Source organism: Lentzea sp. CC55, assembly GCF_021056325.1.
Taxonomy (GTDB): Bacteria; Actinomycetota; Actinomycetes; order Mycobacteriales; family Pseudonocardiaceae; genus Lentzea; species Lentzea jiangxiensis.
On record NZ_JAJCXE010000029.1, the window covers coordinates 33338 to 57428 of the forward strand.

General features: G+C 71.2%; 26 protein-coding genes and 3 tRNA genes. 17 read left to right on the forward strand and 12 right to left on the reverse strand.

From position 1 onward, the window contains the following. Positions 1–51: 51 nt before the first annotated feature. Entirely contained in the window at positions 52–315 is a 264-nt protein-coding gene (locus L6E10_RS24465) for a hypothetical protein (RefSeq protein ID WP_090094546.1), read from the reverse strand. Between the two features lie 153 nt (positions 316–468). On the opposite strand from L6E10_RS24465, the gene L6E10_RS24470 reads away from it, so the two are divergent. The 5 genes from L6E10_RS24470 to L6E10_RS24490 all read left to right on the forward strand — a co-directional run bounded on the left by L6E10_RS24470 (position 469) and on the right by L6E10_RS24490 (position 1891). Next, the gene (locus tag L6E10_RS24470) at positions 469–714 is read left to right on the forward strand and encodes a hypothetical protein (RefSeq protein WP_236221874.1); all 246 of its coding nucleotides are present in this window, start codon (positions 469–471) and stop codon (positions 712–714) included. A 125-nt stretch (positions 715–839) separates the two neighbouring features. After that, a complete protein-coding gene (locus L6E10_RS24475; protein ID WP_236221875.1) occupies positions 840–1469 on the forward strand; it encodes a ScbR family autoregulator-binding transcription factor in 630 nt (209 codons plus the stop codon). A gap of 149 nt (positions 1470–1618) precedes the next feature. Continuing rightward, a tRNA-Glu gene (locus tag L6E10_RS24480) sits at positions 1619–1691 on the forward strand. A 38-nt stretch (positions 1692–1729) separates the two neighbouring features. Further along, positions 1730–1803 (forward strand) — tRNA-Asp (locus tag L6E10_RS24485). A gap of 14 nt (positions 1804–1817) precedes the next feature. Continuing rightward, positions 1818–1891 (forward strand) — tRNA-Phe (locus L6E10_RS24490). Positions 1892–1937: 46 nt separating this feature from the next. Here L6E10_RS24490 and L6E10_RS24495 read toward each other — a convergent pair. Continuing rightward, positions 1938–2648 carry a protein phosphatase 2C domain-containing protein gene (locus L6E10_RS24495; protein WP_236221876.1) on the reverse strand — a complete coding sequence of 237 codons (711 nt, stop codon included), beginning with the start codon at positions 2646–2648 and terminating at the stop codon, positions 1938–1940. A 61-nt stretch (positions 2649–2709) separates the two neighbouring features. On the opposite strand from L6E10_RS24495, the gene L6E10_RS24500 reads away from it, so the two are divergent. Both L6E10_RS24500 and L6E10_RS24505 read left to right on the forward strand, forming a co-directional pair. Next, complete coding sequence (locus tag L6E10_RS24500) at positions 2710–2919, forward strand: helix-turn-helix domain-containing protein (RefSeq protein ID WP_236221877.1); 210 nt, start codon at positions 2710–2712, stop codon at positions 2917–2919. Beyond that, complete coding sequence (locus L6E10_RS24505) at positions 2916–3443, forward strand: Clp protease N-terminal domain-containing protein (RefSeq protein ID WP_236221878.1); 528 nt, start codon at positions 2916–2918, stop codon at positions 3441–3443. Before L6E10_RS24500 ends, L6E10_RS24505 begins: the two co-directional genes overlap by 4 nt. On the opposite strand, the gene L6E10_RS24510 is transcribed toward L6E10_RS24505, so the two are convergent. After that, positions 3394–4047: a YitT family protein gene (locus L6E10_RS24510; protein WP_236221879.1), complete on the reverse strand. Its 654-nt coding sequence runs from the start codon at positions 4045–4047 to the stop codon at positions 3394–3396. The genes L6E10_RS24505 and L6E10_RS24510 overlap by 50 nt on opposite strands. A 61-nt stretch (positions 4048–4108) precedes the next feature. Here L6E10_RS24510 and L6E10_RS24515 point away from each other — a divergent pair, with 61 nt between their 5' ends. After that, positions 4109–5551 (forward strand): PLP-dependent aminotransferase family protein, encoded by a 1443-nt coding sequence (locus L6E10_RS24515; protein ID WP_236221880.1) that lies wholly within the window; start codon positions 4109–4111, stop codon positions 5549–5551. 296 nt (positions 5552–5847) lie between these two features. Here L6E10_RS24515 and L6E10_RS24520 read toward each other — a convergent pair whose 3' ends face one another. The 5 genes from L6E10_RS24520 to L6E10_RS24540 form a co-directional block, all read right to left on the reverse strand. Next, positions 5848–6702 (reverse strand): hypothetical protein, encoded by an 855-nt coding sequence (locus tag L6E10_RS24520; protein ID WP_236221881.1) that lies wholly within the window; start codon positions 6700–6702, stop codon positions 5848–5850. An 810-nt stretch (positions 6703–7512) separates the two neighbouring features. Continuing rightward, positions 7513–9762, reverse strand: coding sequence for a CHAT domain-containing protein (locus L6E10_RS40930; protein ID WP_236221882.1), 2250 nt, complete (start codon positions 9760–9762; stop codon positions 7513–7515). Continuing rightward, positions 9759–10118, reverse strand: a complete 360-nt coding sequence (locus L6E10_RS24530; RefSeq protein WP_236221883.1) for a hypothetical protein — start codon at positions 10116–10118, stop codon at positions 9759–9761. Before L6E10_RS24530 ends, L6E10_RS40930 begins: the two co-directional genes overlap by 4 nt. Beyond that, positions 10115–10645, reverse strand: coding sequence for an RNA polymerase sigma factor (locus L6E10_RS24535; protein ID WP_236221884.1), 531 nt, complete (start codon positions 10643–10645; stop codon positions 10115–10117). Before L6E10_RS24535 ends, L6E10_RS24530 begins: the two co-directional genes overlap by 4 nt. 96 nt (positions 10646–10741) lie before the next feature. After that, positions 10742–11905, reverse strand: coding sequence for a pyridoxal phosphate-dependent aminotransferase (locus L6E10_RS24540; protein WP_236221885.1), 1164 nt, complete (start codon positions 11903–11905; stop codon positions 10742–10744). Positions 11906–12144: 239 nt separating this feature from the next. On the opposite strand from L6E10_RS24540, the gene L6E10_RS24545 reads away from it, so the two are divergent. Further along, positions 12145–13401, forward strand: coding sequence for a DUF445 domain-containing protein (locus L6E10_RS24545; protein WP_374237435.1), 1257 nt, complete (start codon positions 12145–12147; stop codon positions 13399–13401). On the opposite strand, the gene L6E10_RS24550 is transcribed toward L6E10_RS24545, so the two are convergent. Then, on the reverse strand, positions 13374–13925 hold the full coding sequence (locus L6E10_RS24550) for a CGNR zinc finger domain-containing protein (protein WP_236221886.1): 552 nt from the start codon (positions 13923–13925) through the stop codon (positions 13374–13376). The genes L6E10_RS24545 and L6E10_RS24550 overlap by 28 nt on opposite strands. Before the next feature lie 19 nt (positions 13926–13944). On the opposite strand from L6E10_RS24550, the gene L6E10_RS24555 reads away from it, so the two are divergent. The 3 genes from L6E10_RS24555 to L6E10_RS24565 are packed head-to-tail and all read left to right on the forward strand — an operon-like array spanning position 13945 to position 17374. Then, positions 13945–14469: a PadR family transcriptional regulator gene (locus L6E10_RS24555; protein ID WP_236221887.1), complete on the forward strand. Its 525-nt coding sequence runs from the start codon at positions 13945–13947 to the stop codon at positions 14467–14469. Continuing rightward, positions 14466–15140 (forward strand): ABC transporter ATP-binding protein, encoded by a 675-nt coding sequence (locus tag L6E10_RS24560; protein ID WP_236221888.1) that lies wholly within the window; start codon positions 14466–14468, stop codon positions 15138–15140. Before L6E10_RS24555 ends, L6E10_RS24560 begins: the two co-directional genes overlap by 4 nt. Beyond that, positions 15137–17374, forward strand: coding sequence for an ABC transporter permease (locus tag L6E10_RS24565; protein WP_236221889.1), 2238 nt, complete (start codon positions 15137–15139; stop codon positions 17372–17374). The genes L6E10_RS24560 and L6E10_RS24565 overlap by 4 nt, the downstream gene beginning before the upstream one ends. Here L6E10_RS24565 and L6E10_RS24570 read toward each other — a convergent pair. Both L6E10_RS24570 and L6E10_RS24575 read right to left on the reverse strand, forming a co-directional pair. Continuing rightward, positions 17310–19337, reverse strand: coding sequence for an NACHT domain-containing NTPase (locus L6E10_RS24570; RefSeq protein WP_236221890.1), 2028 nt, complete (start codon positions 19335–19337; stop codon positions 17310–17312). The two genes, L6E10_RS24565 and L6E10_RS24570, sit on opposite strands and share 65 nt — an antisense overlap. Before the next feature lie 72 nt (positions 19338–19409). Beyond that, positions 19410–20477 (reverse strand): methyltransferase domain-containing protein, encoded by a 1068-nt coding sequence (locus L6E10_RS24575; RefSeq protein WP_236221891.1) that lies wholly within the window; start codon positions 20475–20477, stop codon positions 19410–19412. Positions 20478–20594: 117 nt separating this feature from the next. Between L6E10_RS24575 and L6E10_RS24580 the strand changes: the two genes are divergently transcribed. From L6E10_RS24580 to L6E10_RS24600, 5 genes are all read left to right on the forward strand, one after another. Further along, on the forward strand, positions 20595–20972 hold the full coding sequence (locus tag L6E10_RS24580) for a helix-turn-helix domain-containing protein (RefSeq protein WP_236221892.1): 378 nt from the start codon (positions 20595–20597) through the stop codon (positions 20970–20972). A gap of 5 nt (positions 20973–20977) precedes the next feature. Beyond that, on the forward strand, positions 20978–21646 hold the full coding sequence (locus tag L6E10_RS24585) for a hypothetical protein (protein WP_236221893.1): 669 nt from the start codon (positions 20978–20980) through the stop codon (positions 21644–21646). A 102-nt stretch (positions 21647–21748) separates the two neighbouring features. After that, positions 21749–22042: a DUF2516 family protein gene (locus L6E10_RS24590; RefSeq protein WP_236221916.1), complete on the forward strand. Its 294-nt coding sequence runs from the start codon at positions 21749–21751 to the stop codon at positions 22040–22042. Next, positions 22039–22695, forward strand: a complete 657-nt coding sequence (locus L6E10_RS24595; RefSeq protein ID WP_236221894.1) for an alpha/beta fold hydrolase — start codon at positions 22039–22041, stop codon at positions 22693–22695. Before L6E10_RS24590 ends, L6E10_RS24595 begins: the two co-directional genes overlap by 4 nt. A gap of 9 nt (positions 22696–22704) precedes the next feature. Then, positions 22705–23256 (forward strand): type 1 glutamine amidotransferase domain-containing protein, encoded by a 552-nt coding sequence (locus L6E10_RS24600; protein WP_236221895.1) that lies wholly within the window; start codon positions 22705–22707, stop codon positions 23254–23256. A 29-nt stretch (positions 23257–23285) separates the two neighbouring features. On the opposite strand, the gene L6E10_RS24605 is transcribed toward L6E10_RS24600, so the two are convergent. Next, positions 23286–24044: a MerR family transcriptional regulator gene (locus L6E10_RS24605; protein ID WP_236221896.1), complete on the reverse strand. Its 759-nt coding sequence runs from the start codon at positions 24042–24044 to the stop codon at positions 23286–23288. Positions 24045–24091 lie beyond the last annotated feature (47 nt).

Here is a 24091-nt window from a genome sequence, read left to right on the forward strand (position 1 = left end):
GCCCTTTCTCTGTACGGGGCTCCGAGTCTATACCCCCCTGGGGTAAAGGGTCTACTGAGGACTCTCGGGTTTGGGCTGGTCCAGGTTCTGGATGTCGCTCTCGATCTTGTTGACCAGCTCGTCGAGGCCCTCGAGCATCTTGTCGAGCTCGGCCATCCGGGAACCGAAGGCGGACTCGATGTCGGCCTCGATCGCGCTCACGTCGATGCCGCTGATCGCTTTCAGGATCTCCTCCTGGTCGACCTGCGGGGGAGCCGGCTGGGACGCGTTTTGGCCCTCCGGTTCGGGGGAAGGCTGCGGCGTGGGGTCGGTCATCGGTCCATCATCCCTTGTCGCTTCCCCACGAGGCAGCCGCCGCACCTGTACGGAAAGTGACGCTGGGTGTCGGTGGAATCACTCTGCGGGGGGCTGCGGCCGTTGTCCCAGGTCGCTTAGCCTCGCGCCAACCTCAAGTCGGGGAGGGTGCTCATGAGCGGGTCATTGGAAGTTCGGAAGTTCCTGTTCACGCAGGACGACGGCATGTCGCGGCAGGGCGGGCCGAGCGTGCCGGCCCAGCGCAGCGGAGAACCCTCGCGGATCTCCGACGAACAGGTCCACCGGGCGAGGCTCGCGGTCGCGCGGAGCGCCCTCGGCGCCGAGGACTGCCGGATGCTGCTCGACATGCTGGGCCTCTCACCGGGCGAGGACGGCGCGACGCCTCCGGTGCAGCGGTGAGGTGATGGGTACGCGAATGCGGCCCTGACTCCAGGCGCGCACCCCCCGGAGCGCGCCTGCGGGACAGGGCCGCATCTCGAAACATACCCACGGGTCTCTTTAGCGGCAACGGCTAACCTGAGCCCATGCCCCAGCAGGACCGGGCGGTCGCGACGCGGGAGGCGATCCTCCACGCCGCCGCGGAGGAGTTCGACCGGCTCGGCTACGAGCGCACGTCGCTGACCGCCGTGCTCGCGCGCGCCGGGCTGACCAAGGGCGCCTTCTACTTCCACTTCTCCTCCAAGGAAGCGGTCGCCGACGTCCTCGTCGAGCGGCAGGGCGAGACGTGGGCCCGGATGCGGGAGTCGTGGCGCGAACGCGGCGCCGACCCGTTGAGCGCCCTGTGCGGGATGTTCGCCGAATCCGCCGACCGGATGTCCGCCGACGTCGTGCTGCGCGCCGGCGTCCGGCTCAACGCCGACCGCGAGATCGGTCATCCCGGCGTCCCCGGCACCCACGAGCTGTGGGAGAAGGTCGTCGCCGGGTACCTGTTCGAGGCGGCGGAGCGGGGCGACCTCCGTGCGGGCGTCGATCCCGAGTCCGTCGCGCGGACGTTGTGCAGCGCGGCCCTCGGCTCGCGGCTGATCTCCTCGACGACGACGGCGTGCGCGGACTTCCCCCAGCGGATCCGCGAAGTCCTGGGCCACGTGCTGCCCTGCGTCGCATCTGAGCGCTGGGAGTTGCCTGGATCACAAACTGCGTCCGAACCCGCGTGAACGGCCCGACAGGCCCTGAGCAGGCATTTGTTGATCTGGCCGATCCGGCCCTAGAGCATGTTCGAGCAGGTCAGCGCATAAGTAGGACCCCCGTTTTGGAGGTGCGCGGACCTATGGCATATGCTTACGATGCTTCCAGAGACCAGCTAGTCCCCATCATCTAGCGGCCTAGGATCCCGCCCTTTCAAGGCGGTCGCGCGGGTTCGAATCCCGTTGGGGGCACGCAGTAAAATGCAGTACTGTAAGATCTGCAAGAGCAAGGCCCAGTGGCGCAGTTGGTTAGCGCGTCGCCCTGTCACGGCGAAGGTCGCGGGTTCGAGTCCCGTCTGGGTCGCTTTCTCTTCTCATGGCCAGGTAGCTCAGTTGGTACGAGCGACCGCCTGAAAAGCGGTAGGTCGGCGGTTCGACCCCGCCCCTGGCCATCCTTCTTCGAAAGAAGCCCCGCAGAACTCTGCGGGGCTTCTTTCGTCATGCGGTGAAGCTGATTCGGGCGATCGCCTGGTCGTCGTGTGTTTTGAAGCGCGGCCACCGCTTGTGCTCCGAATCACCGCGCTCCGCTTCGCGGATTCGGTCCAGCACTTCGCCCAGCGGCATTTCCGCGAGGGCCTCCCAGCCGAAGAGCCCGTACTGCGACACTCCACAGGAGACACCGTCTGTGAGAGCGATCACACTCGTGACCTCCGCGCGGGGCCAGGAGGCGGTCAGGGCCTGGTGTCCCGCCTCGGGATCGGCCTCCGCGACCCAGTAGCCGCCGGTCCTGTTCTTCCACCGGAGGATGTCGGGGTCGGGCCGGAGGTCTTCGAGCCGCGTGTCCTCGAGCACCCGTGTGGACCGTCCGAACGCGACCACCGGGGTGTCGCACAGCACGAGCGCGTCGACGGTGTCGTCGTTCCAGCGCACGACCGCCGCGGTCGAGGACGGGGAGTCGCCGGCGACGAGGCCGTGCTCCTCCACGAGGTGAGAGATGGATCGGGAAAGGATGTCGGTCAACGGGTCGGCGTCGTTGATCAGGCGGGCCAGTTCGTCGGCGAGCTTCGTCGCGTACCAACCGCCGTTGCGATCCGGCGGCCTCGTTCGCGACGTCACGCCGTCGAGGACGACGACGGCGTTGGGCAGGACCCTGATCCGGTCCTCGGTGACTCGTCCCGGAGCACCCTGCTCGGCGGTCTCGATCTTCACGAGCCCACCGTACGTGTCAACCTCGGTTGACGAACCGCGATTGTCAACGTACGTTGACAGCATGACGGAAGCGACGGATCTCGCCACAGCGGCTGGGGATCGCGACCCGAAGATCGGGTTGCGGGCCGTCAGCGCGTTGCGGCGACTGCTGGAACACCTGGAGTCCGCCCAGGTCCGCAGTGCGCGGGCACAGGGGTGGTCGTGGCAGGACATAGCGGCGGAGCTCGGGGTCTCCCGCCAGGCGGTCCACAAGAAGCACGGGGGGCGATGATGATCGCGGAGCGGTTCACCAAGGAAGCCCGTGAGGCGGTCAAGGCCGCGGTGCGGGAGGCGGAAGAGGTGCACGCGGCCGAGGTCGGTGTGGAGCACCTGATGCTCGCGCTGCTCGACGCGCCGGTGCTGGCCGGGTTCGACCTGCCGCGCGGCGAGCTGGAGGCGGCGTTCCGGGAGTACCGGCGCAAGGGCGGGCTGACCAAGGCCGACGCGGAAGCGTTGCGGGGCTTGGGGATCGACGTCGACCAGGTGATCGACTCGGTCGAGCAGTCGCTCGGCAGGGGTGTGCTGCGGCCGGGTCCGCGTCGGCGGTGGTTCGGCATGCCGCTCGAACCGGACTTCAAGAAGGCGCTCGAGAACTCGTTGCGCGAGTCCCGCGACCTCGGCCACAACTACCTGGGTGTGGAGCACGTCCTGCTGGCTCTGTTGCAGGGCGGGGGAATCGTGGCCGAGGTGCTGAACGAGCGGGACGTCACGTACGCGGAGATCCGCAAGCGGGCCGCGAGCGCTCGCGCCAGGTGAGCGCGGGCAGGAACAGCTGCGCGAGCGGGCCGATGCCGAGCGCGTAGAGGACCGTGCCGATGCCGACCGTGCCGCCGAGCAGCCAGCCGGTGCCGAGCACGAGCACCTCGAGCGCGGTCCGCGTGAGGCGCAGGGAGATGCCGGTGCGGCGGCAGAACCCGGTGACCAGACCGTCGCGCGGGCCCGGTCCGAGCCGGGAGCCGACGTACGCGGCGAACGCCACGGCGTTGAGGACGATGCCCAGGGTCAGGAACACGATCCTGGGCAGAAGTCCTTCCGGTGCGGGCAGGATCGCGAGCGTCACGTCGACGCTGATCGCGATGAGCACGACGTTCGCGATCGTGCCGACGCCGGGCTTCTGCCTGAGAGGAATCCACGCCAGGAGCACCAGCACGCCGGTGATGGCGGTGATCAGGCCGAAGCTCAGACCGGTGAGCTTCGTGAGGCCCTCGTGCAGCACGTCCCACGGGTTCAGGCCGAGCGTCGCGCGGATCTGCAACGCCATGCTCGCGCCGTAGAGCCACAGCCCTGCGAAGAGCTGCGGGAGGCGGCGGGCGGGTGAGATCCGGACGGAGACCTGGTGGAGTGCGGTCGTGGAGGCCATGTGGCCATGTTGCGCCTGGATTGGCCTGGTAATCCATAGCCAATTCGTCATAATTGGCTTCATGCTCCCACCAGGTGGACGTATATCCGGTGCCCGCCTCGCCCGGCTGCTCGGTGAGTGGCGTCGCGGCGGGCCGAGGCAGTGCGTCGTGGACCTCGTCGCGGCGCTGAAACTGCTGGTCGCGGACGGACGGCTGCCGGTCGGGACGCGGTTGCCGTCCGAGCGCGAGCTGACCGAGGCGCTGCCTGTGAGCCGCACCACCATCTCCGCAGCGCTGGACCAGTTGCGGGCCGAGGGGGTCGTCCAGTCGCGGCGCGGGGCGGGGTCGTGGATCAACGGGCCCGTCGGGGCCGGCGGTGGCGGCATCACCGGTGTCGCCGACGACGGGATGATCGACCTGTCCCGCGCCGCGCCTCCCGCGCTGCCGTCGGTGCGGCTCGCGATGGAGCTCGCGATGGGCCAGATGCCGGAGCACCTCGCGTCCCACGGGTACGACGAGCGAGGACTGCTGGTCCTGAGGCAGCGGATCGCCGACCGGTACACCGCCAGGGGCCTGCCGACCTCACCCGACCAGATCGTGGTGACCTCGGGCGCGCAGCACGCGTGGGCGCTGGTGCTGCGGCTCTTCGTCGGGCCGGGTGACCGGGTGCTGGTGGAGCAGCCGAGCTACCCCAACGCGCTGGAGGCCGTGCGGGCGTCGTTCGGCCTCCCGGTGCCCGTGCCGATGCTGGCGGACGGCTGGGACGTCGACGGGTTCGAGGCGGCGTTGCGGCAGGCGGGTCCCCGGCTGGCCTACCTGATCCCCGACTTCCAGAACCCCACCGGACTGCGCATGTCGTCCGAGACGCGGGAGCAGCTCTCGGCCGTGCTGCGCAGGACGCGCACGCCCTCGGTCGTCGACGAAACGCTGGTCGAGCTCGCGCTGGACGACTCGCCGGCGCCGCCGCCGCTGGCCGCGTTCGGCGGCGACTCCGTCGTGACGCTGGGGTCCGCGAGCAAGTCGCACTGGGGTGGGCTGAGGATAGGCTGGATCAGGGCGTCCGCGGACCTCGTGCACCGCCTGCTGTCGACGCGGGCCGCGATCGACCTGGGAACGCCGGTGTTCGAGCAGCTGGTGCTGGCCGCGTTGCTCGAGTCTCCGGAGACGGTTCTGCGGCAACGGCGCGAGGAGGCGCGGGCGCAGCGGGACGTGGCGGTCGCGGCGTTGCGCGAGCATTGTCCACAGTGGAGCTTCAACGTGCCGGCCGGTGGGCTCGGCATCTGGTGCGCGCTCGACGGGCCGATCAGCACCCGCGTCGCGGTGGTCGCGCAGAACCACGGCCTGCGGCTCGTCCCCGGTCCCCGGTTCGCGGTGCACGGGGGGTGCGAGCAGATGCTCCGAGTGCCGTACACGCAGCCGCCCGAAGTGCTGCGCGAGGCGGTGGGCCGTTTGGGTGTGGTGGCTGCTTCCGTTGCCGGTACGGGGTTTCCGGTGGACGGCGACCTGTCGCTGCCCGTCGCGTGAGACACGTCGGCCCGGTCTCCCGCAGCGGTGGAGACCGGGCCGACGAACTTGCCAACGAGAGGCCTGCGGCGGGGAACGTCCCAGGGATTGACGTCCCCCGTCCGCAGGTTTCCCGTGTGGTCCGAGACTGCGGGGGCAGCGCGGCACTCGGACCAGACCCGACCTGCCAGGGCGCGGTTGGCAGGTCAGGAAGACTGGGGTTCCTTGCGTACAACGGGAATCAGCAGGAGGAGTTACTGGCGCGACGGAACTGAACGGTCACAAATCGCGCAGAGGGCAGACTTGTCCTGTCGGACTCAGTCGGGTGACGTGCTGGGAAGGCCGGGAACACTGCCCGGAGAGGTGCCGTCGCGACGCTCCTCGACCGACCACGTGGTGGGCGGGAAGAGCGAGTCGTGCGACGTCAGAAAGGCCAGCACGCCGCGCGTGCCGCCGGAGTTGTCGGTGTGGCCGGACGACGCGGAGGCCGTGGCGACCACGGGTGCGGGCTGCGGCGCGGGCCGCGGCACGTCGGGTCCGGGGGTGGACCAGTTGAGGTCACTGACCGGCGCGGGCTCCGCCTTCACGGGAGCGGGCGCCGGGAGGTCGGGCAGCAGCGGCACGACCGTCTTCGTCACGACGACGGGGGCCGGAGGCGCCGGAGGGGCGGGCGGTGGTGGCAGCGCGGCGGCGAGCCTCGCTGCCTTCCTGGCGGCGCGGAGCTGGGCCTTGGCCTGGACCACCTCGGGCGGCGCCTCGTTGGAGATGGAACCCGACCGCACGTCGCCGTGCGAGCCGCCGCTGAAGTCGAGCACGGGGCCCGGGTCTTCTTCCTCCCAGGGCTCGTCCTCGTCGGGCCTGGTGGCGACCAGCGGCACGAACTCGGCCGGCTGGTGCTTCTCGACGACCGACGCGGTGAACGCCTGCACCCACGCGGCGGGGTCCTCGGACAGCGCCAGGGCCTGGGCCGGTGCGGAGACTTCCACCGGCGAGGCGAACTCGGCCCGCGCCGGGTGCTCGGCCCGCGCGGGGGTCTCGACGGTGATCTCGACGGCAGGGGGCTGCTCCGGCTCGGCGGACGCGGACGTCCCGCCCAGCAGCCAGGCGGCGGCGGTCAGCCCGCCGAGCGCAGCGGCCCGCAGCAGCAGTGCGCCAGCTCCACCACTCGCCACAGGATCACCACCCGTCCACCGTGCAGGTCGCCGCCAACGCCACAGCGCCGTCAGAGGTCGACGTACGGCTATGTCTAGCACCGGAGAGTCGCTTTGCGAACAAACTCGGCGCTAAACACCCGGAAGGGCGGTTCCGTGCGGCTGTCCGTGTCGCCCTGATCAGGTGCGAACACCGTCAGTGTCGTCATCGGATCGAGTGACTTTGCGCCTTGGTCCCGTGTGGACCGCTTCGCGGCGCGGGATGGTGTCCGATGTGGACGCGCCCATTCAAGTGAACAGCCTCTCTGAGCTGGCCGATCACGCGTCGCGTGCGCTCGGCCCCGTACTGGTGCATGATCCGGCGGGGCCGAACGAGTGCTTGCTCCGTTCAGGGGAACTGGTGGTCCTGCCGACGGACGCACACGCTGTGCGCAAGCGTTTGCGAGGGGTCTATTCGCACGAGGAACTCGTCGCGGATGCCGTCCGCATGTACCTGAAAGCGTCCGAACGGGACCGTGTCGCCGATATCGCGGTGGAGGTCGGCGCGAGCCCGAACCACGTGCACCTCTCGTGCCCCATCATGATCGGCACCTCCCGCCCGGTCGTCGGTGAGCGCCTGCCGGACCTGCTCGGTGAGGGCACGGTCGCGTTGCTCGACACCTCTCTCGACGCCCCGCACGGCTCGTTGGTCGCCGGAGTGCTGCGACACCACGGCGCCGCGGTGCGCCCGTTCCCGGTGCTGACCCCTACCGGCTTCGGCGACGACCTGACCCTCGCGGCGAGCCTGCACGCCACCCGTGACGTGCCGGTGGTGCTGGTCGCGTCCGGCACCTACTCGTTCGACGACACGTGCCCGCCGGTGCTGGCCTCCTGCGGTGGCAACGTCGTCGCGGCGGCGGGCAACGGCGGCTCCGCGCGCCCGTGGTGGCCTGCCGCGCTGCCCGCGGTGACGGCGGTGGGCACCCCCGACGAGTTCTCCGGGCACGGGCCGTGGGTGGACGTGGTCGTCCCGGGCGTCGACGTGCCCGCGACCGTGGGCACGTGCCAGCTCCTCTGCACCGGCACGTCGTTCGCGGCCGCGCTGCACGCCGCCACCCTGGTCCCGGTGCCGTAGCAGCTGAACCCGAGGTGCGCGACGGCCCTGGCGGCGTCGGCGGGGTGGGCGATCCGGCGGTGCACCTCGGCCATGGCGGCACCGACCCGCGCGTCCGGCACCGGCAGGACGCTCGCGATCACGGCTCGGGTGCCGGCGTCGAGGAACGCGCGGGCGAGCCCCGACTCGCAGGCCGACAGGACGACGACCTCCGGCGGGTTCTCCAGCCGGGCGATGTCGTAGCCGTACAGCGGGCCGTCGGCGAGGTCGAGGTGGGAGAACAGCGGGTTGCCCGGGTGGACGTGGCCGTGGGCCGCGATGTGGGCGATGCCCGCGCCTTCCAGTCCGGCCAGCGCCGCCTCCACGGTGGGCGCGGTGACCCTGCCGCCGTGCTCCCGCTGGAGTGCTTTCGCCTCGTTCCGCAGCTTCGGCCCGCTCACCCACACCCGGTGGCCGCCGATGGGCGTCCCGGTCCGCCAGTGCCCCAGCGAGGGCAGGACGTGCACCGTCCGGCCGAACGCCGCCCACGGCATGTCGTGGAGCACGCCGTCCGGGACCACGACGACCTCGTCGGCCTCCGGCAGCAGGTCGGTGGTGGCGGTGCGACCCGCCCTCAGCGCCAGCCTGGCCGTGCTGACCTGGTCGGCGGCGTCCCGGACTTCGCGCATGCGGGCACGGCCGCCGACCAGGGTGACCGCCGTCATCCGTCCCTCGTGGACGATGAAGCTGACCAGCGGCAGACCCGGATCCGCTGTGGCCGCACGTTTTCCGCGTTGGGCGCCGGCCAGGGTGAGCCTGCGGACATCTCGTTCCAGGGCTTCCAGCGGCAGGCCGAAGGCTCTCGCCCGCCTCAGGTTCGTGAGCGCTTTCGCCAGCTCGGGTTCGTTGGGGGGCAACGGCGTCGAGGCGCGGTGCCGCTCCGACCAGTGCAGGACCTCCCGTGCCGTGCGGGCGAGGCCGAGGGCGTGCCCGGTCAGTGCGCGGCGCGGCCAGTCGCCGTGGTGTTCGTCGAGCAGCTTGAGCCCCGCCCGGCACGCCGCCAGCGCACCTCTCCTGTCCGATCTGCGGGCCTGGGCGAGCCACCCGAGCGCCCGCGTCCGCACCGGCCCGCGGAACCGGTGCGCCGCGACGGCGTCGAGCTGCCCGGCGGCCAGCATGAACTCCGGGTCCGAGCCGCCGAGTGCGCGAGCGGGCCCCGGATCCCCGTCGCGCAACGCACATCGCGCGCTCAGCACCGCCAGCTCGGGCACGTGCCGGTTGCACCGCCGCAGCAGCTCGAGCGCGGGCGCCAGCACCCGGCGGGCCTCGGCGGTCAGCCCGGCCGCGAGGAGCGCCTCGGCCCGGTCGACGAGTGCCTCCGGCCTGCTCGCCGAGTCGAGTCCGGCCTTCGCGGCCTCCTCGTACCGGCGGAGCGCGAGCGGCAGGTCGCCCGCGAGCATCGCGACGAACCCCCTGTTGTGCAGGCACATCGCCGCCCGCCCCTGCTCACCGATGGCGAGCAGCACCGTCTGCGCGGCGGCGAAGTCGGCCTCGGCCCTGGCGAGCTGCGTGGCGTTGCACCGGGCGATCCCGCGCCCGATCAAGGCGTTGGCCAGCCAGCGTTCGTCGCCGTACCGGCGCAGCTCCCTCACGACCGCCGTGAGCTCGGCGACCGCGAGCCGCGGCTCGGCCGTCTGGCAGAGGTGCAGCCCGCGCAGGCACCGCGCCCTGGCCAGCTCGCCACCGCGGAGGTGGGGCGTCGCGAGGTCGAGGTGCCGCAGGCTCTGCCTGCGCCGGCCGCGGTCGAGGTCGATCCACGCCAGCGCGAGGTGGAACCGCGCCTCCCCGGTCAGCCGCAGCCCGCGCCGCGCGAACCGGGCAGCGACGTCGAGGTGACCGAGCTCGACGTGGGCGACGCTGAGGTCGTGCAGGGCATCGGCGCGCTGGGCCTTGGTGCCGCGCACCTCGGTCGCCGCGATGGTGGCCCGCGGGTCGGCGCTGGCGCTCACGCGACGAACCAGCCCGTCGTCAGCCCCAGCTCCGGCACGGCCACGCACACCGGCCCGGACCCGATGACGGTGCGGAACCAGCCCTCGGCGTCCGGCCGGAGCACGAGGACGGCCGCCGGCGAGTGGACCTCGACCGTGACGCCCCTGTCGTCCAGCAGCCCGGTCAGGCGGCCGGGGTCGACCTGCAGGTGCAGGCGGCCGGCACCGGCGTGGAAGACGAGCTGGCGGGAGGGGCCGCGGACCGGTTCGTCCACAGCCCGCATCGGGCGGAGGCCGGTCGGGCGCGGGGCCGGGACGGGCGGGGGCGTGTCGGAGCCGAACAGGGCGGCGAGCTCGTCGAGCAGCGGGTCCCTCATCGCAGGCCCTCCACCTTCCGCCGCAGCTCAGCGAGACACCGGGTGCGCGTGGAACCAACGCTCCCCAGCTTTATCCCCAGGGCGGCGGCAACCTGTGCATAACTCAGCTCGGGGCTGTGGGCGGCGATCCTCAGCAGCCGCTGGCACCGCTCGTTCAACGTCATCAGCGCCGACCACAGCCGCCGCTGCCGGTCGTTGGTGATGGCCACCTCGTCGGGCGCGGGCAGCGTCGACTCCGGCTCCCACAGGTCGTACGCCACCTCGCGGCCGCGGGTGCGCAGCACGGTGATGGAGTGGCGGGTGGCGGTACGGACCAGCCACGTGCCGAGGTGCTCGGGGCGCTGGATCCTGCTCAGGTGTTCTGCCAGGCAGAGCCACGTGCACTGGTAGACGTCGGCGGCGTCGGCGTGGGCCAGGCGGAACGATCTGGGCACCGACCAGACGAGCCGGGAGTAGCGGTCGACCAGGGCGTCCCAGCCGCCGGTGCCGGCGTGCCAGGCGTGGAGAACCTCCGTGTTCGAGTCCATGCCGTTTGGAGTCGAACTCCGGTGCCGAGGCTCCACGCCTCACCCGAAAGTGATTTGTCCACAGTTGTGGACGAACTCATCCACAGTTGTGGACAACTAAAGCTTGTGGAGGCGCTCCACGGCTTCGTCGATCACGGCGTCCTGCTTGCAGAACGCGAAGCGGATCAGGTGCTTCCAGTCGTCCGGGCGGTCCGTGAACACCTGGACCGGCACGGCCGCGACGCCGATGCGGGCGGGCAGGTCGCGGCAGAGCGCGAGGCCGTCCGTGTATCCCAACGGCCGTACGTCGGCACAGATGAAGTACGTGCCCTCAGACGACCGCACCTCGAAACCGGCCGCACGCAACCCCTCGGCCAGACGCGCGCGCTTCGACGCCAACGAGTCCCGCAACTCGCCGACCCAGTCCAGCTCGGCGGTCAGGGCGTGGGCGACGGCGGGCTGGAACGGCGCCCCGCCCACGAAGGTCATGAACTGCTTGGCCGCGCGCACGGACGAGACCAGCTCGGCGGGCCCGCAGACCCAGCCGATCTTCCAGCCCGTGCAGTTGAACGTCTTGCCGGCGCCGGAGATCGACAGCGTCCGCTGCGCCATGCCGGGCAGCGAGGCCAGCGGGATGTGGACGAGCCCGTCGAACACCAGGTGCTCGTAGACCTCGTCGGTGATCGCCAGCAGGTCGTGCTCGACGCACAACGCGGCGATCGCTTGGAGTTCCTCCAAGCGGAACACGGTGCCGGTGGGGTTGTGCGGCGAGTTGACGAGGACGGCCCGCGTCCGCGGCGTCACGGCCGCGCGCAGGGCGTCCACGTCCAGCGCGAGCCGCCCCGAGGCGTCCTCGCGCAGGCCCACGGTCACGCGCGTCGCCCCGGCCATCGCCACGGACGCCGCGTACGAGTCGTAGTAGGGCTCGATGAGGATGACCTCGTCACCGGCCTCGACCAGCGCCAGCAACGACGCCGCGATCGCCTCGGTCGCGCCGACGGTCACCAGGACCTCGGCGTCCGGGTCGTACGAGAGCCCGTACCGCGAGCGGTGCGCGGCCACGGCACGGCGCAGCACCGGCATGCCCGGACCGGGCGGGTACTGGTTCACGCCCGACGCGATGGCCGACTGGGCCGCCGCGAGCATCGAGGCCGGACCGTCGGTGTCGGGGAAGCCCTGACCGAGGTTGACGGCGTCGTGCTGCACGGCCAGCGCCGTCATCTCCGCGAAGATGGTCGACGTGAACGGCTGCAACCGGTGAACTAGCGCTGGTACCCGCACAACGCAGGATCTTCACCCGAATCCCGCGCCGAGGGAAGCCCGGCCCGGTGACGCCGGGACAAATCACTGTGGCGACGACGAGGGTCGTGTCGATCTGGACGACCTGTCAGCGTGCCCGGACCAACTGCCCGAGGCGGCCGGTCGATGCGGCCCGGCCACCGCGGCCGGTGGCGGACGGAGAACGTGATCTCGACGAACCGCGCGCTCGCGCGGCCCCCAGGTCGAGAAGTTGACGGACAATGGACCCCGTGGAGCAACTGACCGCCGCTGACCAGCAGAAGCGCACCGACCTGCGCAAGATGAAGCTCGTCGCGACGAGTTTCCTGATAGGCGCGACGGTCATCTTCTTCGGCACGCACCTGTTCGAGGGCGCCTGGGTGGGCTACGTCCGGGCCGCCGCGGAGGCCGGCATGGTCGGCGCGCTGGCGGACTGGTTCGCCGTCACCGCGCTGTTCCGCAGGCCGCTGGGCCTGCCGATCCCGCACACCGCGATCATCCCCGAGCGCAAGAACATGTTCGGCCAGACGCTCGGGGACTTCGTGGGCGTCAACTTCCTGAGTCCCGAGATCGTGCAGGACAAGCTGCGCCGGGCGGGCATCGCGCAGCGCGCCGGGGCGTGGGTCAAGCAGCCGGAGAACGCCGAGCGGATCACCACCGAGCTGTCGAACGTCCTCAAGGGCGCGATCACGGTCCTCAAGGACGAGGAGGTGCAGGCCGTCCTCGAGCAGGCGATCGTGAAGCGCGTCACGGAGAAGCCGTGGGGACCGCCGCTGGGCAAGCTGCTCAACCAGGTGCTCACGGACGGCGCGCACCACAAGCTCGTCGACCTCATGTGCGACCGCGCCTACGAGTGGGTGCGCGACAACTACGACAAGGTCAGCCTGATCGTCACGGACCGCGCGCCGACGTGGTCGCCGAGGTTCGTCGACGCGATGCTCGGCGACAAGGTCTACACCGAGCTGGTCAACTTCGCGTGGGCGGTGAAGACCGACGTCAACCACCCGATGCGGCTGGCCGTGGACCAGTTCATGATCGAGTTCTCGGCCGACATGCAGACCGATCCGTCGACGATGCAGAAGGCCGAGCAGGTCAAGCAGCAGGTCATCAACCACCCGGACGTGCAGAAGGTGATCAGCTCGGCCTGGGGCACGGCGAAGAAGATGCTGCTCGACGCCGCCGAGGACCCGTCGAGCGAGCTGCGCAGGCGGGTCACGCAGGGGCTGGTCACGCTCGGCACGAACCTGACCGACGACCCGGAGCTGCGGGCCAAGGTCGACGGTTGGCTGGAGCAGGCCGCCGGGTACGTGGTCGGCAACTACCGCGCGGAGATCACCACGCTGATCACGGACACCGTCGAGCGGTGGGACGCGGAGGAGACCTCGCGCAAGATCGAGCTGCAGGTCGGCAGGGACCTGCAGTTCATCCGGATCAACGGCACCGTGGTCGGCGCGCTCGCCGGCCTGGTGATCTACACCGTGGCCAACCTGCTGTTCTGAGCCCGGGAGCGTTTTCGGAAGGTGCGGGCCTTCTCGCGGTTCCCGCACACCTGCATCGAGCACCAGGTGCGCGAGCGGTTGCGCGAACGGTCGAAGAACGCCCGTTGGCAATCATCGGCCGGACAGATCTTGAAGCGTTCCCACGAACCCAGCACCGCGAGGCGGGCGGACGCGGCGAGCACCGCGCCCAGCGCGTCCGAGCTCGACAGCACCGGAACGCCGTCGGTGAGCTCGATGTGGACGACGCCCGCTGCCGTCTGGGGCCCTGACGACCCCTCGATGGACGACCGCAGCGCCGCACGGGCCGCGCGCGCCTTCGCGATTTCGCTGCTCCGCCCGAGGCCGCGCTCGGTCACCCACGCGCGCCAGGAGGCTTCACTGTCCAGTACGTGTCGAGTGTTCAGGAAGTCGAGCAGCAGCTCGACGTCGTGATCCCAGCCGACAGTCAGACCAGTCACCCCACCACTGTAGGCGTCACGGCGGTTGCGCGTCAGGACAACGAGGAATACACCGGGTGTATACATCGTGTGTATAGTGCCTCCCATGTCGATCGGACACGCACTGCTGGGGCTGCTGGAACGCGGTCCACGGCATGGTTACGACCTCAAGCGCGCTTACGACGAGCGCTTCGGCCAGGACCGGCCGCTGCACTACGGGCAGGTGTACTCGACCCTGTCGAGGCTGCTGAAGAACGGCTTCGTGACCGAGGCGGGCGTGGAGGCGGGCGACGGTCCGGAGCGCAAGCGGTACGCGATCACGGACGCCGGCGTCACCGACGTGGAGCGCTGGCTCGGCACCCCCGAGAAGCCGGAGCCGTACCTCCAGAACACCCTGTACGCCAAGGTCGTGCTGGCCCTGCTGTCCGGGCGCAGCGCCACGGAGGTGCTCGACGCGCAACGGTCCGCGCACCTCGCGACGATGCGCGACCTCACCCGGCGCAAGTCGAACGGCGACCTCGCCGACCAGCTCATCTGCGACTTCGCGCTCTTCCACCTCGAAGCCGACCTGCGGTGGCTCGAACTGACCGCGGCGCGCCTCGACGAACTCGCCGAGGAGATCGCGAAATGAGCCTGTTGGTCGCGCAGGACCTGCACAAGTCGTTCGGCAGGACGCGCGCTCTCGAAGGCGCCGGCCTCACCATCCGCGCGGGCGAGATCGTCGCGGTGATGGGCCCGTCCGGCTCCGGCAAGTCCACGCTGCTGCACTGCGTCGCGGGCATCCTGCCGCCGGACTCCGGCACGGTGACCTACCGCGACCGCGAGCTGACCGCGATGTCCGACAGCGTCCGCAGCGAGTTGCGGCGCACCGAGTTCGGGTTCGTCTTCCAGTTCGGCCAGCTCGTGCCGGAGCTGACCTGCCTCGAGAACGTCGCGCTGCCGCTGCGCCTGAGCGGCGTGAAGCGCAGGGACGCCGAACGGGCCGCGAGGGAGTGGATGGCGAAGCTGGAGGTCGACGGGGTCGCGGACCAGCGGCCCGGCGAGACCTCCGGCGGTCAGGGGCAGCGCGTGGCGATCGCCCGTGCGCTGGTCACCGGCCCGAAGGTGGTCTTCGCCGACGAACCGACCGGCGCGCTCGACTCGCTCAACGGCGAGCGGGTGATGCACCTGCTCACGACGGCCGCACGGGAGACCGGTGCCGCGGTCGTGCTCGTCACGCACGAGCCGCGCGTAGCCGCGTACTCGGACCGCGAGGTCGTGGTGCGCGACGGCCGGTCGCGGGACGTGGAGTTCGTCAGGTGAACCGCGTCCTCAGCGACCTCGCCCTGGGCGTCCGGCTGGCTGTCGGGGGTGGCCGGAAGTCCTGGGTGCGGCTCGCACTCCAGGGTGTGGGCATCGGGATGTGCGTGGCGGTGCTGCTGCTCGCCGCGTCCATCCCGACGGCGTTCGGCAACCGCGAACTGCGCGGGAACGGACGCGATGTCGTCAGCGAGGGCGCCGGGCCCGCGCCGCTGCTGCTGGAGCACGGTTCGATGCCGTTCCGCTCCCACCACATCAGCGGCGACTACGTGCGCGCACTCACGCCGGACGCACCCAAGCCGCCCGGTGTGCAGCGGTTGCCGGCCGACGGCGAGATCTTCGTGTCGCCCCGGCTCGCGGCGTTGCTGGCGAGTCCGGAAGGCGAGCTGCTGCGGCCCCGGTTCCCGCAGAAGATCATCGGAACGTTCGCGGAGGAAGGCCTGGACGGGCCTCAGGACCTGCGGTTCCTCGCGGGCGACGGGAAGATCGAGCCGAGCTCCGGCAACCGGGTCCACGCGTTCGGCAGGACGGGCCCCGCCGGCGGCCTGCCGCCGATCCTGTCGATGCTCAGCATCGTCGGCGCGGTCGTGCTGCTGTTCCCGGTGCTGGTCTTCGTCGGCGTCGCGACCAGGCTCGCCGCGGCTCAGCGCGATCGCAGGCTGGCGGCGTTGCGGCTGGTCGGCGCGGGTGCGGTCCGGGTTCGGCTGATCGCGTCCGGTGAGGCGCTGGCCGGCGCGCTGGTGGGACTGGTGATCGGGTTCGGGCTGATGTTCGCCCTCCGGCCGTTCGCCGACGACATCCCGATCCCCGAGCTCGCGGTGTTCCCGGCCGATCTCACGCCGACGCTGCCGTTGACGCTCACCGTCGGTGTCGCGGTGCCGGTGCTGGCCGTGCTGACCTCGGTGTTCGCCATGCGCCGGACGATCATCGAACCGCTCGGCGTGGTGCGCGAGCAGAAGCCCGTGCGGCGCAGGCTGTGGTGGCGGGTCTTCCCGGCACTGGCGGGTGCGGCGCTGCTGGCGAGCCAGTTCGGCAAGGTCGACGAGACGTCGGAGCCCGCCCAGTGGCCGATCGTGGCCGGCGTGGTGCTGCTGATGTTCGCCATCCCGGTGTTGTTGCCGTGGCTGGTCGAACGGGTCGTCCACCGGATGCGCGGCGCCACGCCCGCGTTGCAGCTGGCGGTGCGCCGTCTGCAGCTCGACGCGGGCACGGCGGCGCGGGTCGTCGGCGGGGTGGCGGTGGTGCTCGCCGGCACCGTGACGCTGCAGATGACCCTCGCGGGCGTCGAGCACGAGGTGAGGGCCGACGAGGCGGCGGAGGCGAACTACCGCTACCTCGCCGTTTTGGCGCACGAGGCCGTCGACGTCCCGGAGCTGACCGGCGTGCTGGCCAAGGCGCCGGGAGTGGTGAGCGTGCAGGAACTGACGCGCGCTTATGGGACGTTGCCCGACAACGGTTACGTCGCCATCGCAGTCGGTTCGTGTGCCGCGCTCGAGTCGGTGGCGGAAGTCCCGGACTGCTCGGACGGCAAGGCTTTCATCGTGCCGTCCGAGGAGAGCCGTGACAACGCCGAGGCAGGCGACGTGCTCGGGATCGAGAAGAGCGACAGCCCTTGGACGGTGCCCAGGCTGGAGCCGTCGGCGGGGAGCCGCCCCGGCCTCTACCTCACCCCGGCCGCGGCCAGGGGCATGAGCCTCGCCGAGGCGACCACCGAGGTGCAGGCCGAGCTGGACACGGCGCTGCCGGACGCCGCGGAGCACGCGCGCAACGCCATCGCGTTCCACTCCTGGCGGGTGTACAGCTACTACGTCGGCCAGGACGACTCGGCCGAGATCGAGCAGGTGTTCTTCGCGGTGCGCAGGGCGCTGTACGCGGCCGCGCTGCTGACGTTGTTGCTCGCAGGGGCGTCGCTGCTGGTCGTGGGCCTGGAGCAGGTGCGGGAACGCCGCCGTCCGCTCGCCGTCATGGCGGCGAGCGGCGTGCCGCGCGGCACCCTCGCCCGGTCGCTCGTGTGGCAGAACGCCATCCCGCTGGTGATTTCCACGGTGGTGTCGGTGGGCACCGGCATCCTGCTGGGCGTCCTGGTGACACGGGTGTTCGACGGGGAGGTGGCCTACGACTGGACGGGTATCGGGATCGTCACCGGCATCTCGGTGGGCATGGTCGTGCTGGTCACCGCTCTGACTCTGCCTTCGCTGCGAAGGGCGACCGGAGCACTTGGCCTGCGGACCGAGTAGTCCGCGCCGTCGCCTCGTGCTCCGCCAGGCGGTCCTGCACCAGTCCGTGCCGGAACTGGTAGCAGGCCCCCGCCCGGCAGAGCACGCCGAGCTTGCGCGAGTCCTCGAAGAAGACCATGAGCTCCCACGGCAGCTTCCCGCGCAGCGCCAGCCAGATCCGCGCGACGGTGAACCACCACCAGCGCAGGTGCAGCACGGCGAGCGCGAACCCGAGCATCAGCCCGGACGCGAGCCCCAGCCCGACCATGCCGGTCTGGGCGGGACCGAACACCAGCGCCGCCGCGGAACCGAACACCACGGCCAGCACGAGAGATCCCGTCCACACCGCGACCCTGTCGCGCGACATCGTCCACTGAGGACTGGAAGCCTGGGACAGCTCGGTGGCGCTCGACAGGGCGAACCGCAGCGCGATGGCCACGGCGAGACCCAGGCCGACGACGAGACCGGCGGAAAGCCCGTACAGCGCACCGAACACGAGCCCCGCGGCGAGCCCGAGCACGCCGGGCACGAGCAGCAGGCTGCGCCAGATCCCCAGGCGCGGCTTGGCCTTGCGCTCCTGCGACGCCGTCAGGGCGGCCGCGCCGACGCCGATGCCCGCGACCAGGCCGGTGATCGGGGCGAGCGACGGCGTGATCGAGTACGCCATCAGCCAGGCGACGCCGAACCCGCCGATCGCGCCCAGCACCAGCGCGCCGAGCACCGCGAGCCACGTGCTGCCCACCGAGCGGCGCAGCTCCCACCAGGCGAGCTCGCGGATGCCCCGCTCGCGCATCTCGTGGGCGAGGAACTCGAGGTACTTGCGCGCACGGTCGCGCGGCCAGACCTGCGTGGCCCTGGCGTGGTGCGCGAACGCCCTGTTCCCGTACGCCCGCGACACCAGCTCGTCGCAGAGGTGGTCGGAGATCGCCCGCGCGTCGGGGAACCGGGCGCGGTCGAGCAGTTCGGTCGGCTCGGCCTCGCTGTCGGAGTAGACGATGCTGGCCAGCCACATCGTGAGCGGCGTGCACAGGGCGTCCGCGAGCCTGCCGTCCGGTTCCCCGCGCAGCTGGATGAACACCGGCTCCCAGCGGGCCGCCGCCCAGCTGTCGGCGCTCGCCCGCAGGTAGGCGGCGACCTCCTCCAGGTCGAGCGGGGCCAGTTCGACGACGTCCGCGCCGGGCAGCGGACCGGCCTGGTGCACGGCCTGGGCGTACTCGGCGCTGCGGCACGTCAGCACCAGCGGGCGGTTCGCGCCGAAGGCTTTCGAGATCCGTGCGAGCGCGTCCGCGCGTTGGTGCGCGGGGAGGTCGTCGAGGCCGTCCAGCACGGGCAGGACCAGGTGCTGCTCGACCAGCAGGTCACCCGCGTAGCTGCCGTACAGCTCGGTGTTGCGCAACGCGGGGTGGTCCTCGTAGAGCCTGCGCGTGAGCCACGTGCGGATGTCCTCGACCGCCGGGTTCCACGTCGACAGGGGCAGCAGCACGGGCAGCATGCCGCCGTCGTAGCGGTCGAGCAAGCCGCACGTCAGCAGCATCGCGACCGTCGTCTTGCCGGTGCCCGCCTCGCCGATGAACACCATGCGGCGGTTGACCTGCCGGGAGAACGCGCGCACCACGGCGTCGCTGCGTCCTGGCGGCGCGGCCGGCTCGTCGCTCACGTCCAGCTCCGGTGCGACCCAGTGCAGGTCGAGCACGTCCGGATCGGTGAGGCCGCGCGAGTGCACCTCCTCGTTCCACTGCGCCTGCAGGCCGGTGGCGAGCGCCCGGCGGGCCGCGTCGAGGTGCTCGTCGGTGCTCAGCTCGGCGTTGTGCCTGCGCCGGACCCACGGGTCGAGCAGCGCCAGGAAGCCCAGGAACGCCACCGCGAGGACGACCAGCCACAGGTCCGGGTTGATGCCGTCGTCGGTCACGAACAGCCCGGCCGCGGTGAGCAGCGCGGTCAGCACGCAGCCGGTCAGCAACGCCTGCTGACGGAATCTGGACATGCGTCGCATCATGACGCACCGCATCCGTGTGAAGTCGGTTCGGTGACCCGTGTCGTGACGTTTCGTTGTTGATCACAGCCGCCACCTCAGGCCGCCCAGGGTGAGGAACGTGCCGTCGGCCGCGATGGCGACCCCGAAGTCGTGGCGGCGGGGTTCGCCCAGGTCGTGCCACTCGGCGACGGCGTTCTCGGCGAGGTCCCACAGCCGGCGGGGACCGCCCTGGTCGACGTGCGAGCCGTGGTGGCGCACCCAGGAACCGTCCGGATGGGCGAGCACGTCCCGTCCGGCCGCCACACCCGGCAGGGCCGTTCCGGCGAAGAACTCGAAGGGGCTGGCCGGGTCCGCGACGGTCCGGAACCGCAGGGTGGTGGTGCGCCGGTCGAACGCGCCGGTCCCGGCGAGCGCCGGGGGCCGGGCGTGCGCGCGCAACGGCATGAACCGCCCGTCCTCGCCGAGCACGCGGCCCTCGCCGGTGCCGTCGCCGTTCGACGTGATGCGCACGAGCCCGGCGCCGATCGGGCGGTGCAGCGTCGTGACCACCAGGCCGCCGGGTCTCGTCTGCTCCAGCCAGGCGGGCGGCACGGTCGCGACGGAGCAGGTGGCCAGCAAGCGGTCGAACGGTGCCCGCCCCGGGTGCCCGAGCGCGCCGTCAGCCGTCTCGCACACCGGGTGGAAACCGTTGCGGTGCAGGCGTTCCCGCGCTCGCCGCGAGAGGTTCGGGTCCACGTCGACCGTCGTCACGTTCTCCGAACCCACGGCGTAGCACAGCAGAGCGGCGTTGTAGCCGGTGCCGGTGCCCACCTCGAGGACCCGGTGCCCTGGGCGGACGTCCAGTGCCTCCAGCATGATCGCCATGATCGTGGGCATGCTCGACGAGCACGTCGGTGTGCCACCGGTCACCGTGTCGTCGCCGTCGAACTGGGTAACCCAGACGTGGTCGGAGTAGACGAGCCCGAGCCAGTCCGGGTGCTCGGAGGTGATCACCTCCCAGTCGCCGTCGCGCCGCCGCCGGTAGAAGCGCGGCAGGAACTCGTGCCGCGGCACCTCCCGGAAAGCCTTGAGCCACCTGGGTTCGTGCAGCACGCCGTCGCCGAGCAGCTGGTCCGCCAGCTCGGCGCGCAAAGCCCCGGCGTCGTCCATGTCGCCTCCACGGTAGCCCTGTGGCGGAGCCCACGCAGCGGTTGCTAGCAGGGTGCTTGCAACTGCTAGCACTCCTCGCTAACGTGGTCGGTGGCACGAGGAACGGGAGCGGGAACAGTGGACAAGTCCATCGACAAAGCAGTCGCGGACCTCGGCCGCAACATCGGTGAGTACATCCGCGAGCAGCGCAACACCGCCAAGATCTCCTTGCGGGAGCTGGCGAAGCAGGCGGGTGTCTCCAACCCCTACCTGAGCCAGATCGAGCGAGGACTGCGCAAGCCCAGCGCGGAGATCCTGCAGCAGATCGCCAAGGGGCTGCGCATCTCGGCCGAGGCGCTCTACGTCGAGGCCGGGATCCTCCAGCAACGCGAAGGCGGTGCGCTGGCGGACGCCATCGTCGCCGCGACCGATCTGACCGAGCGGCAGAAGCAGGTGCTGCTCGACGTCTACGAATCTTTCAGGCGGGAGAACTCCGCCAAACAACAGGAGGACTGATCCCCATGCCGAAGCTCACCCAGGACGACGTTCGCAAGGGCGCCGAGCAGGCCGCCCACGCCGCACGCCAGGCGCTGCTCGCCGCGCTCGGTGCCGGTGACCTCGCCGCCAAGGCGGTCGTCGAGGCCCTCGGCAAGGCCAAGGATCGCGCCGAGGAGGCCCGCACCCAGGGCGTCGACCTCCCGGCCGAGCTCAAGGACCTGCGCGAGAAGCTGCAGCCGGCCGAGCTCAAGAAGCTGGTCGACGCCTACACCGCCTCCGCGGTGAACCTGTACACCTACCTCGCCGACCAGGGCGAGCAGACGCTGGAGCAGATCAAGGCCCAGCCGCAGCTCAAGCAGGCCGTGGAGCAGGTCGAGCAGGCCGTCGGGGCCGCGCAGAAGCGCGCCGGGACCGCCGCCGCCGACGCCAAGGTGCTCGCGGACGACGTCCTCGGCAAGGTGACCCGCCGCACCCGCTCGGTCGGCGAGAAGGTCGCCCACGAGGTCGAGGACGCCGCCGAGAAGCTGGCCGAGGAGATCGTCGAGGTCGGTGGCGAGGCCGCGCACGAGGTCCGCAGCACCACCCGCAAGGCCGCTGCCCGCACCGCGCCGCGCAAGCCGGCGGCGACTCGCGCCACCACCACCGCCACGACCCCGGCCGCGAAGAAGACCACGCCGGACACCACCAAGTGACGCGCTGAGGTCTCCCGGGAGGGGAGCAGTCCGAGAGGGCTGCTCCCCTCCCGTCGTACGTGCACGTAGTCTGGGTGCGTGTTCCAAATCCCGATCTTCAGCATCTGGTACCTCGACACCGTCGTGTACTTCGTGTTCGACCTCGGGTTCAGCGTCCTGGGTCTGTTCGCGTTCTTCCACGCGCTGACCCAGCGCGTGGACGCCTACACGGCGGCCGAGCGCATGACCAAGCCCGCGTGGCTCGGCATCACCGGCGGCGGGACGGCGGCGCTGCTGCTGTTCGGGCCGGGTGGTGTGGGTTCGATCTTCTGGCTGGCCGGTCTCGTCGCGGTGCTCGTGTACATGGTGGACGTGCGGCCGAAGCTGATCGAGGTCCAGCGCGGCCCCCGCTGGTGATCACGCACTCCTACGGCTCCGGCTCGCCGGTGACCCTGGTCGCCCACGGGCTCGGCGCCACCCCCGGTGAGGCGAGGATCCCCGCCTCCGGGTTGCCGGGAACCCGCGTCGTGGTGACGCTGCCGTCGCACGGCGACGCCCCCGACGCACCCCCCGGGTACTGGGACTACGGCCGGATCGCGGCCGACCTGGGCACCGTCGGGGCGGACCAGGCCGTCGGTGTCTCGCTGGGTGCCGGAGCCCTGGTGCGGCTGCTGTCCGCTGAGCCCGGCCGCTTCCGGCGGGTGGCCCTGCTCCTGCCCGCGGTGCTCGACCAGCCGCGGCCACCGTTCACGCTGCGGCAGCTCGCGGACCTCGCGGTCGGCCCGCCCGCCTACGTCGCCGAGCGGCGGCAGGCGTTGACGAGGCTGGCCGCCGCGGCCGGGCAGCTACCGGGCCAGGTGGCCGTGCCCGACGCTTCCGCGCTGGCGGCGGTGAGGGCTCCGGTGCTGGTCATCGGTGCCGTCGGCGACCCCCTGCACCCCGAGGACGTGGCCGAGGCGACAGCGGCGGCGTTCCCCGAGGGGGAGCTGTGGCTGATCGACTCGCCCTCACCGATGATCTCGCACCGGACCGAGATCCGGCACAGGTTGGCCGCGTTCCTCGGCGGGTAGCCGAAGTGCATGGCTGAACAGAAGAAGATCGCGTTCCTGGTCGACACGGAAGGCATCGAGCAGGTCGAGCTCACCGATCCGTGGACGCACGTCGAGAAGGCCGGCGGAGTGCCGCGGCTGCTCGCGCCGAAGCTCGGTGAGGTCCGCGGGTTCAACCACCTCACGCCCGCGGACTCGTTCCCCGTCGACACGACCTACGCCGACGCCTCGGCGGAGGACTACGACGGTGCGGTGATCCCCGGCGGTGTCGCGAACGCCGACTTCCTGCGCATGGACGCCGACGCCGTCGCACTGGTGAAGGCGCTGGTCGCCGCGGGCAAGCCGATCGCGTCGATCTGCCACGGGCCGTGGCTGCTGGTCGAGGCGGACGTGGTGCGCGGCAAGATGCTCACCTCGTTCCCGAGCCTTCAGACCGACATCCGCAACGCGGGCGGTGACTGGGCGGACGAGGAGGTCCGCGTCTGCGACATGAACGGGTGGACGCTCGTGACGTCCCGCAACCCCGACGACCTGCCGGCGTTCAACCGGGAGGCCCTCAAGGCGTTCGGCCTGGCCGAGTAGCCGGGATCTGCAGCTCCCGGCTGGTCTCGCTAGAGGCGCGTGTCGGCGTAGTGCGCCATCGCGTCACGCGTCCACTCGGCCATGTTGCCGCCGCCCTCGACCTCGAAGTTGACCCGGAACTCGTCCGAGTCGACGTAGAGGTCGCCGAGGCCCTTGTAGGACTCCCGGGTGGGCGTCCAGCTCAGGCAGATCCAGCGGTAGTGGCGGTCGACCAGCTCCTGCGTCCGCGGGGCGTCGACCGCCTCGCCCGCCGTGTAGAGCTCACCGAGCCCACGCGCGATGTCCCGCCACTCGGCCATGAACCGGTCCGCGTCGGCGCGCGTCCAGCCCTTCATCTTCTTCTTGCTGTCGTCGATGTGCTGCCGGGCACCTTCCCCGTAGCGCTCGACGAGCTCGGCCTCGTGACGCTCCTGCTTCTTCGCGTCGAAGCCGTCGAACAGCTCTTCCAGCTTCACCTCGTCCCCTCCTTCCAGTTCCGCGATGGTCCGCGCGACGGTGTCGGCGAGCCGGTCCAGCCGCTCCCTCTCGTCCCGCAGCCACCGGTGGTGGTTGCGCAGGACGGTCAGCTGGTCCGTGCCGTTCAGCATCTCCGCCACCACGTCGAGGCCCAGGCCCAGGTCGCGCAGCAGCAGGATCTGCTGCAGGCGGTGCACCTGCTCCTTCTCGTAGTAGCGGTAACCGTTGTCGCCGACCCAGGCCGGCGGCAGCAGGCCGATCGAGTCGTAGTGCCGCAGCGTCCTGGACGTCACCTTCGACATCCGGGCCACCTGGGCGATCGACCAGGCCATCGGTTTCCCCCTTCGCGCTCCGGACCGACGGTAGAGGTTGACGCAGC

Coding starts and splice junctions, on each gene's coding strand:
- L6E10_RS24465 (WP_090094546.1), bottom strand. CDS start 315: ATGACCGACCCCACGCCGCAGCCTTCCCCCGAACCGGAGGGCCAAAAC.
- L6E10_RS24470 (WP_236221874.1), top strand. CDS start 469: ATGAGCGGGTCATTGGAAGTTCGGAAGTTCCTGTTCACGCAGGACGAC.
- L6E10_RS24475 (WP_236221875.1), top strand. CDS start 840: ATGCCCCAGCAGGACCGGGCGGTCGCGACGCGGGAGGCGATCCTCCAC.
- L6E10_RS24500 (WP_236221877.1), top strand. CDS start 2,710: ATGACGGAAGCGACGGATCTCGCCACAGCGGCTGGGGATCGCGACCCG.
- L6E10_RS24505 (WP_236221878.1), top strand. CDS start 2,916: ATGATGATCGCGGAGCGGTTCACCAAGGAAGCCCGTGAGGCGGTCAAG.
- L6E10_RS24510 (WP_236221879.1), bottom strand. CDS start 4,047: ATGGCCTCCACGACCGCACTCCACCAGGTCTCCGTCCGGATCTCACCC.
- L6E10_RS24515 (WP_236221880.1), top strand. CDS start 4,109: ATGCTCCCACCAGGTGGACGTATATCCGGTGCCCGCCTCGCCCGGCTG.
- L6E10_RS24530 (WP_236221883.1), bottom strand. CDS start 10,118: ATGAGGGACCCGCTGCTCGACGAGCTCGCCGCCCTGTTCGGCTCCGAC.
- L6E10_RS24535 (WP_236221884.1), bottom strand. CDS start 10,645: ATGGACTCGAACACGGAGGTTCTCCACGCCTGGCACGCCGGCACCGGC.
- L6E10_RS24545 (WP_374237435.1), top strand. CDS start 12,145: ATGGACCCCGTGGAGCAACTGACCGCCGCTGACCAGCAGAAGCGCACC.
- L6E10_RS24550 (WP_236221886.1), bottom strand. CDS start 13,925: ATGTATACACCCGGTGTATTCCTCGTTGTCCTGACGCGCAACCGCCGT.
- L6E10_RS24555 (WP_236221887.1), top strand. CDS start 13,945: ATGTCGATCGGACACGCACTGCTGGGGCTGCTGGAACGCGGTCCACGG.
- L6E10_RS24560 (WP_236221888.1), top strand. CDS start 14,466: ATGAGCCTGTTGGTCGCGCAGGACCTGCACAAGTCGTTCGGCAGGACG.
- L6E10_RS24570 (WP_236221890.1), bottom strand. CDS start 19,337: ATGTCCAGATTCCGTCAGCAGGCGTTGCTGACCGGCTGCGTGCTGACC.
- L6E10_RS24575 (WP_236221891.1), bottom strand. CDS start 20,477: ATGGACGACGCCGGGGCTTTGCGCGCCGAGCTGGCGGACCAGCTGCTC.
- L6E10_RS24585 (WP_236221893.1), top strand. CDS start 20,978: ATGCCGAAGCTCACCCAGGACGACGTTCGCAAGGGCGCCGAGCAGGCC.
- L6E10_RS24600 (WP_236221895.1), top strand. CDS start 22,705: ATGGCTGAACAGAAGAAGATCGCGTTCCTGGTCGACACGGAAGGCATC.
- L6E10_RS24605 (WP_236221896.1), bottom strand. CDS start 24,044: ATGGCCTGGTCGATCGCCCAGGTGGCCCGGATGTCGAAGGTGACGTCC.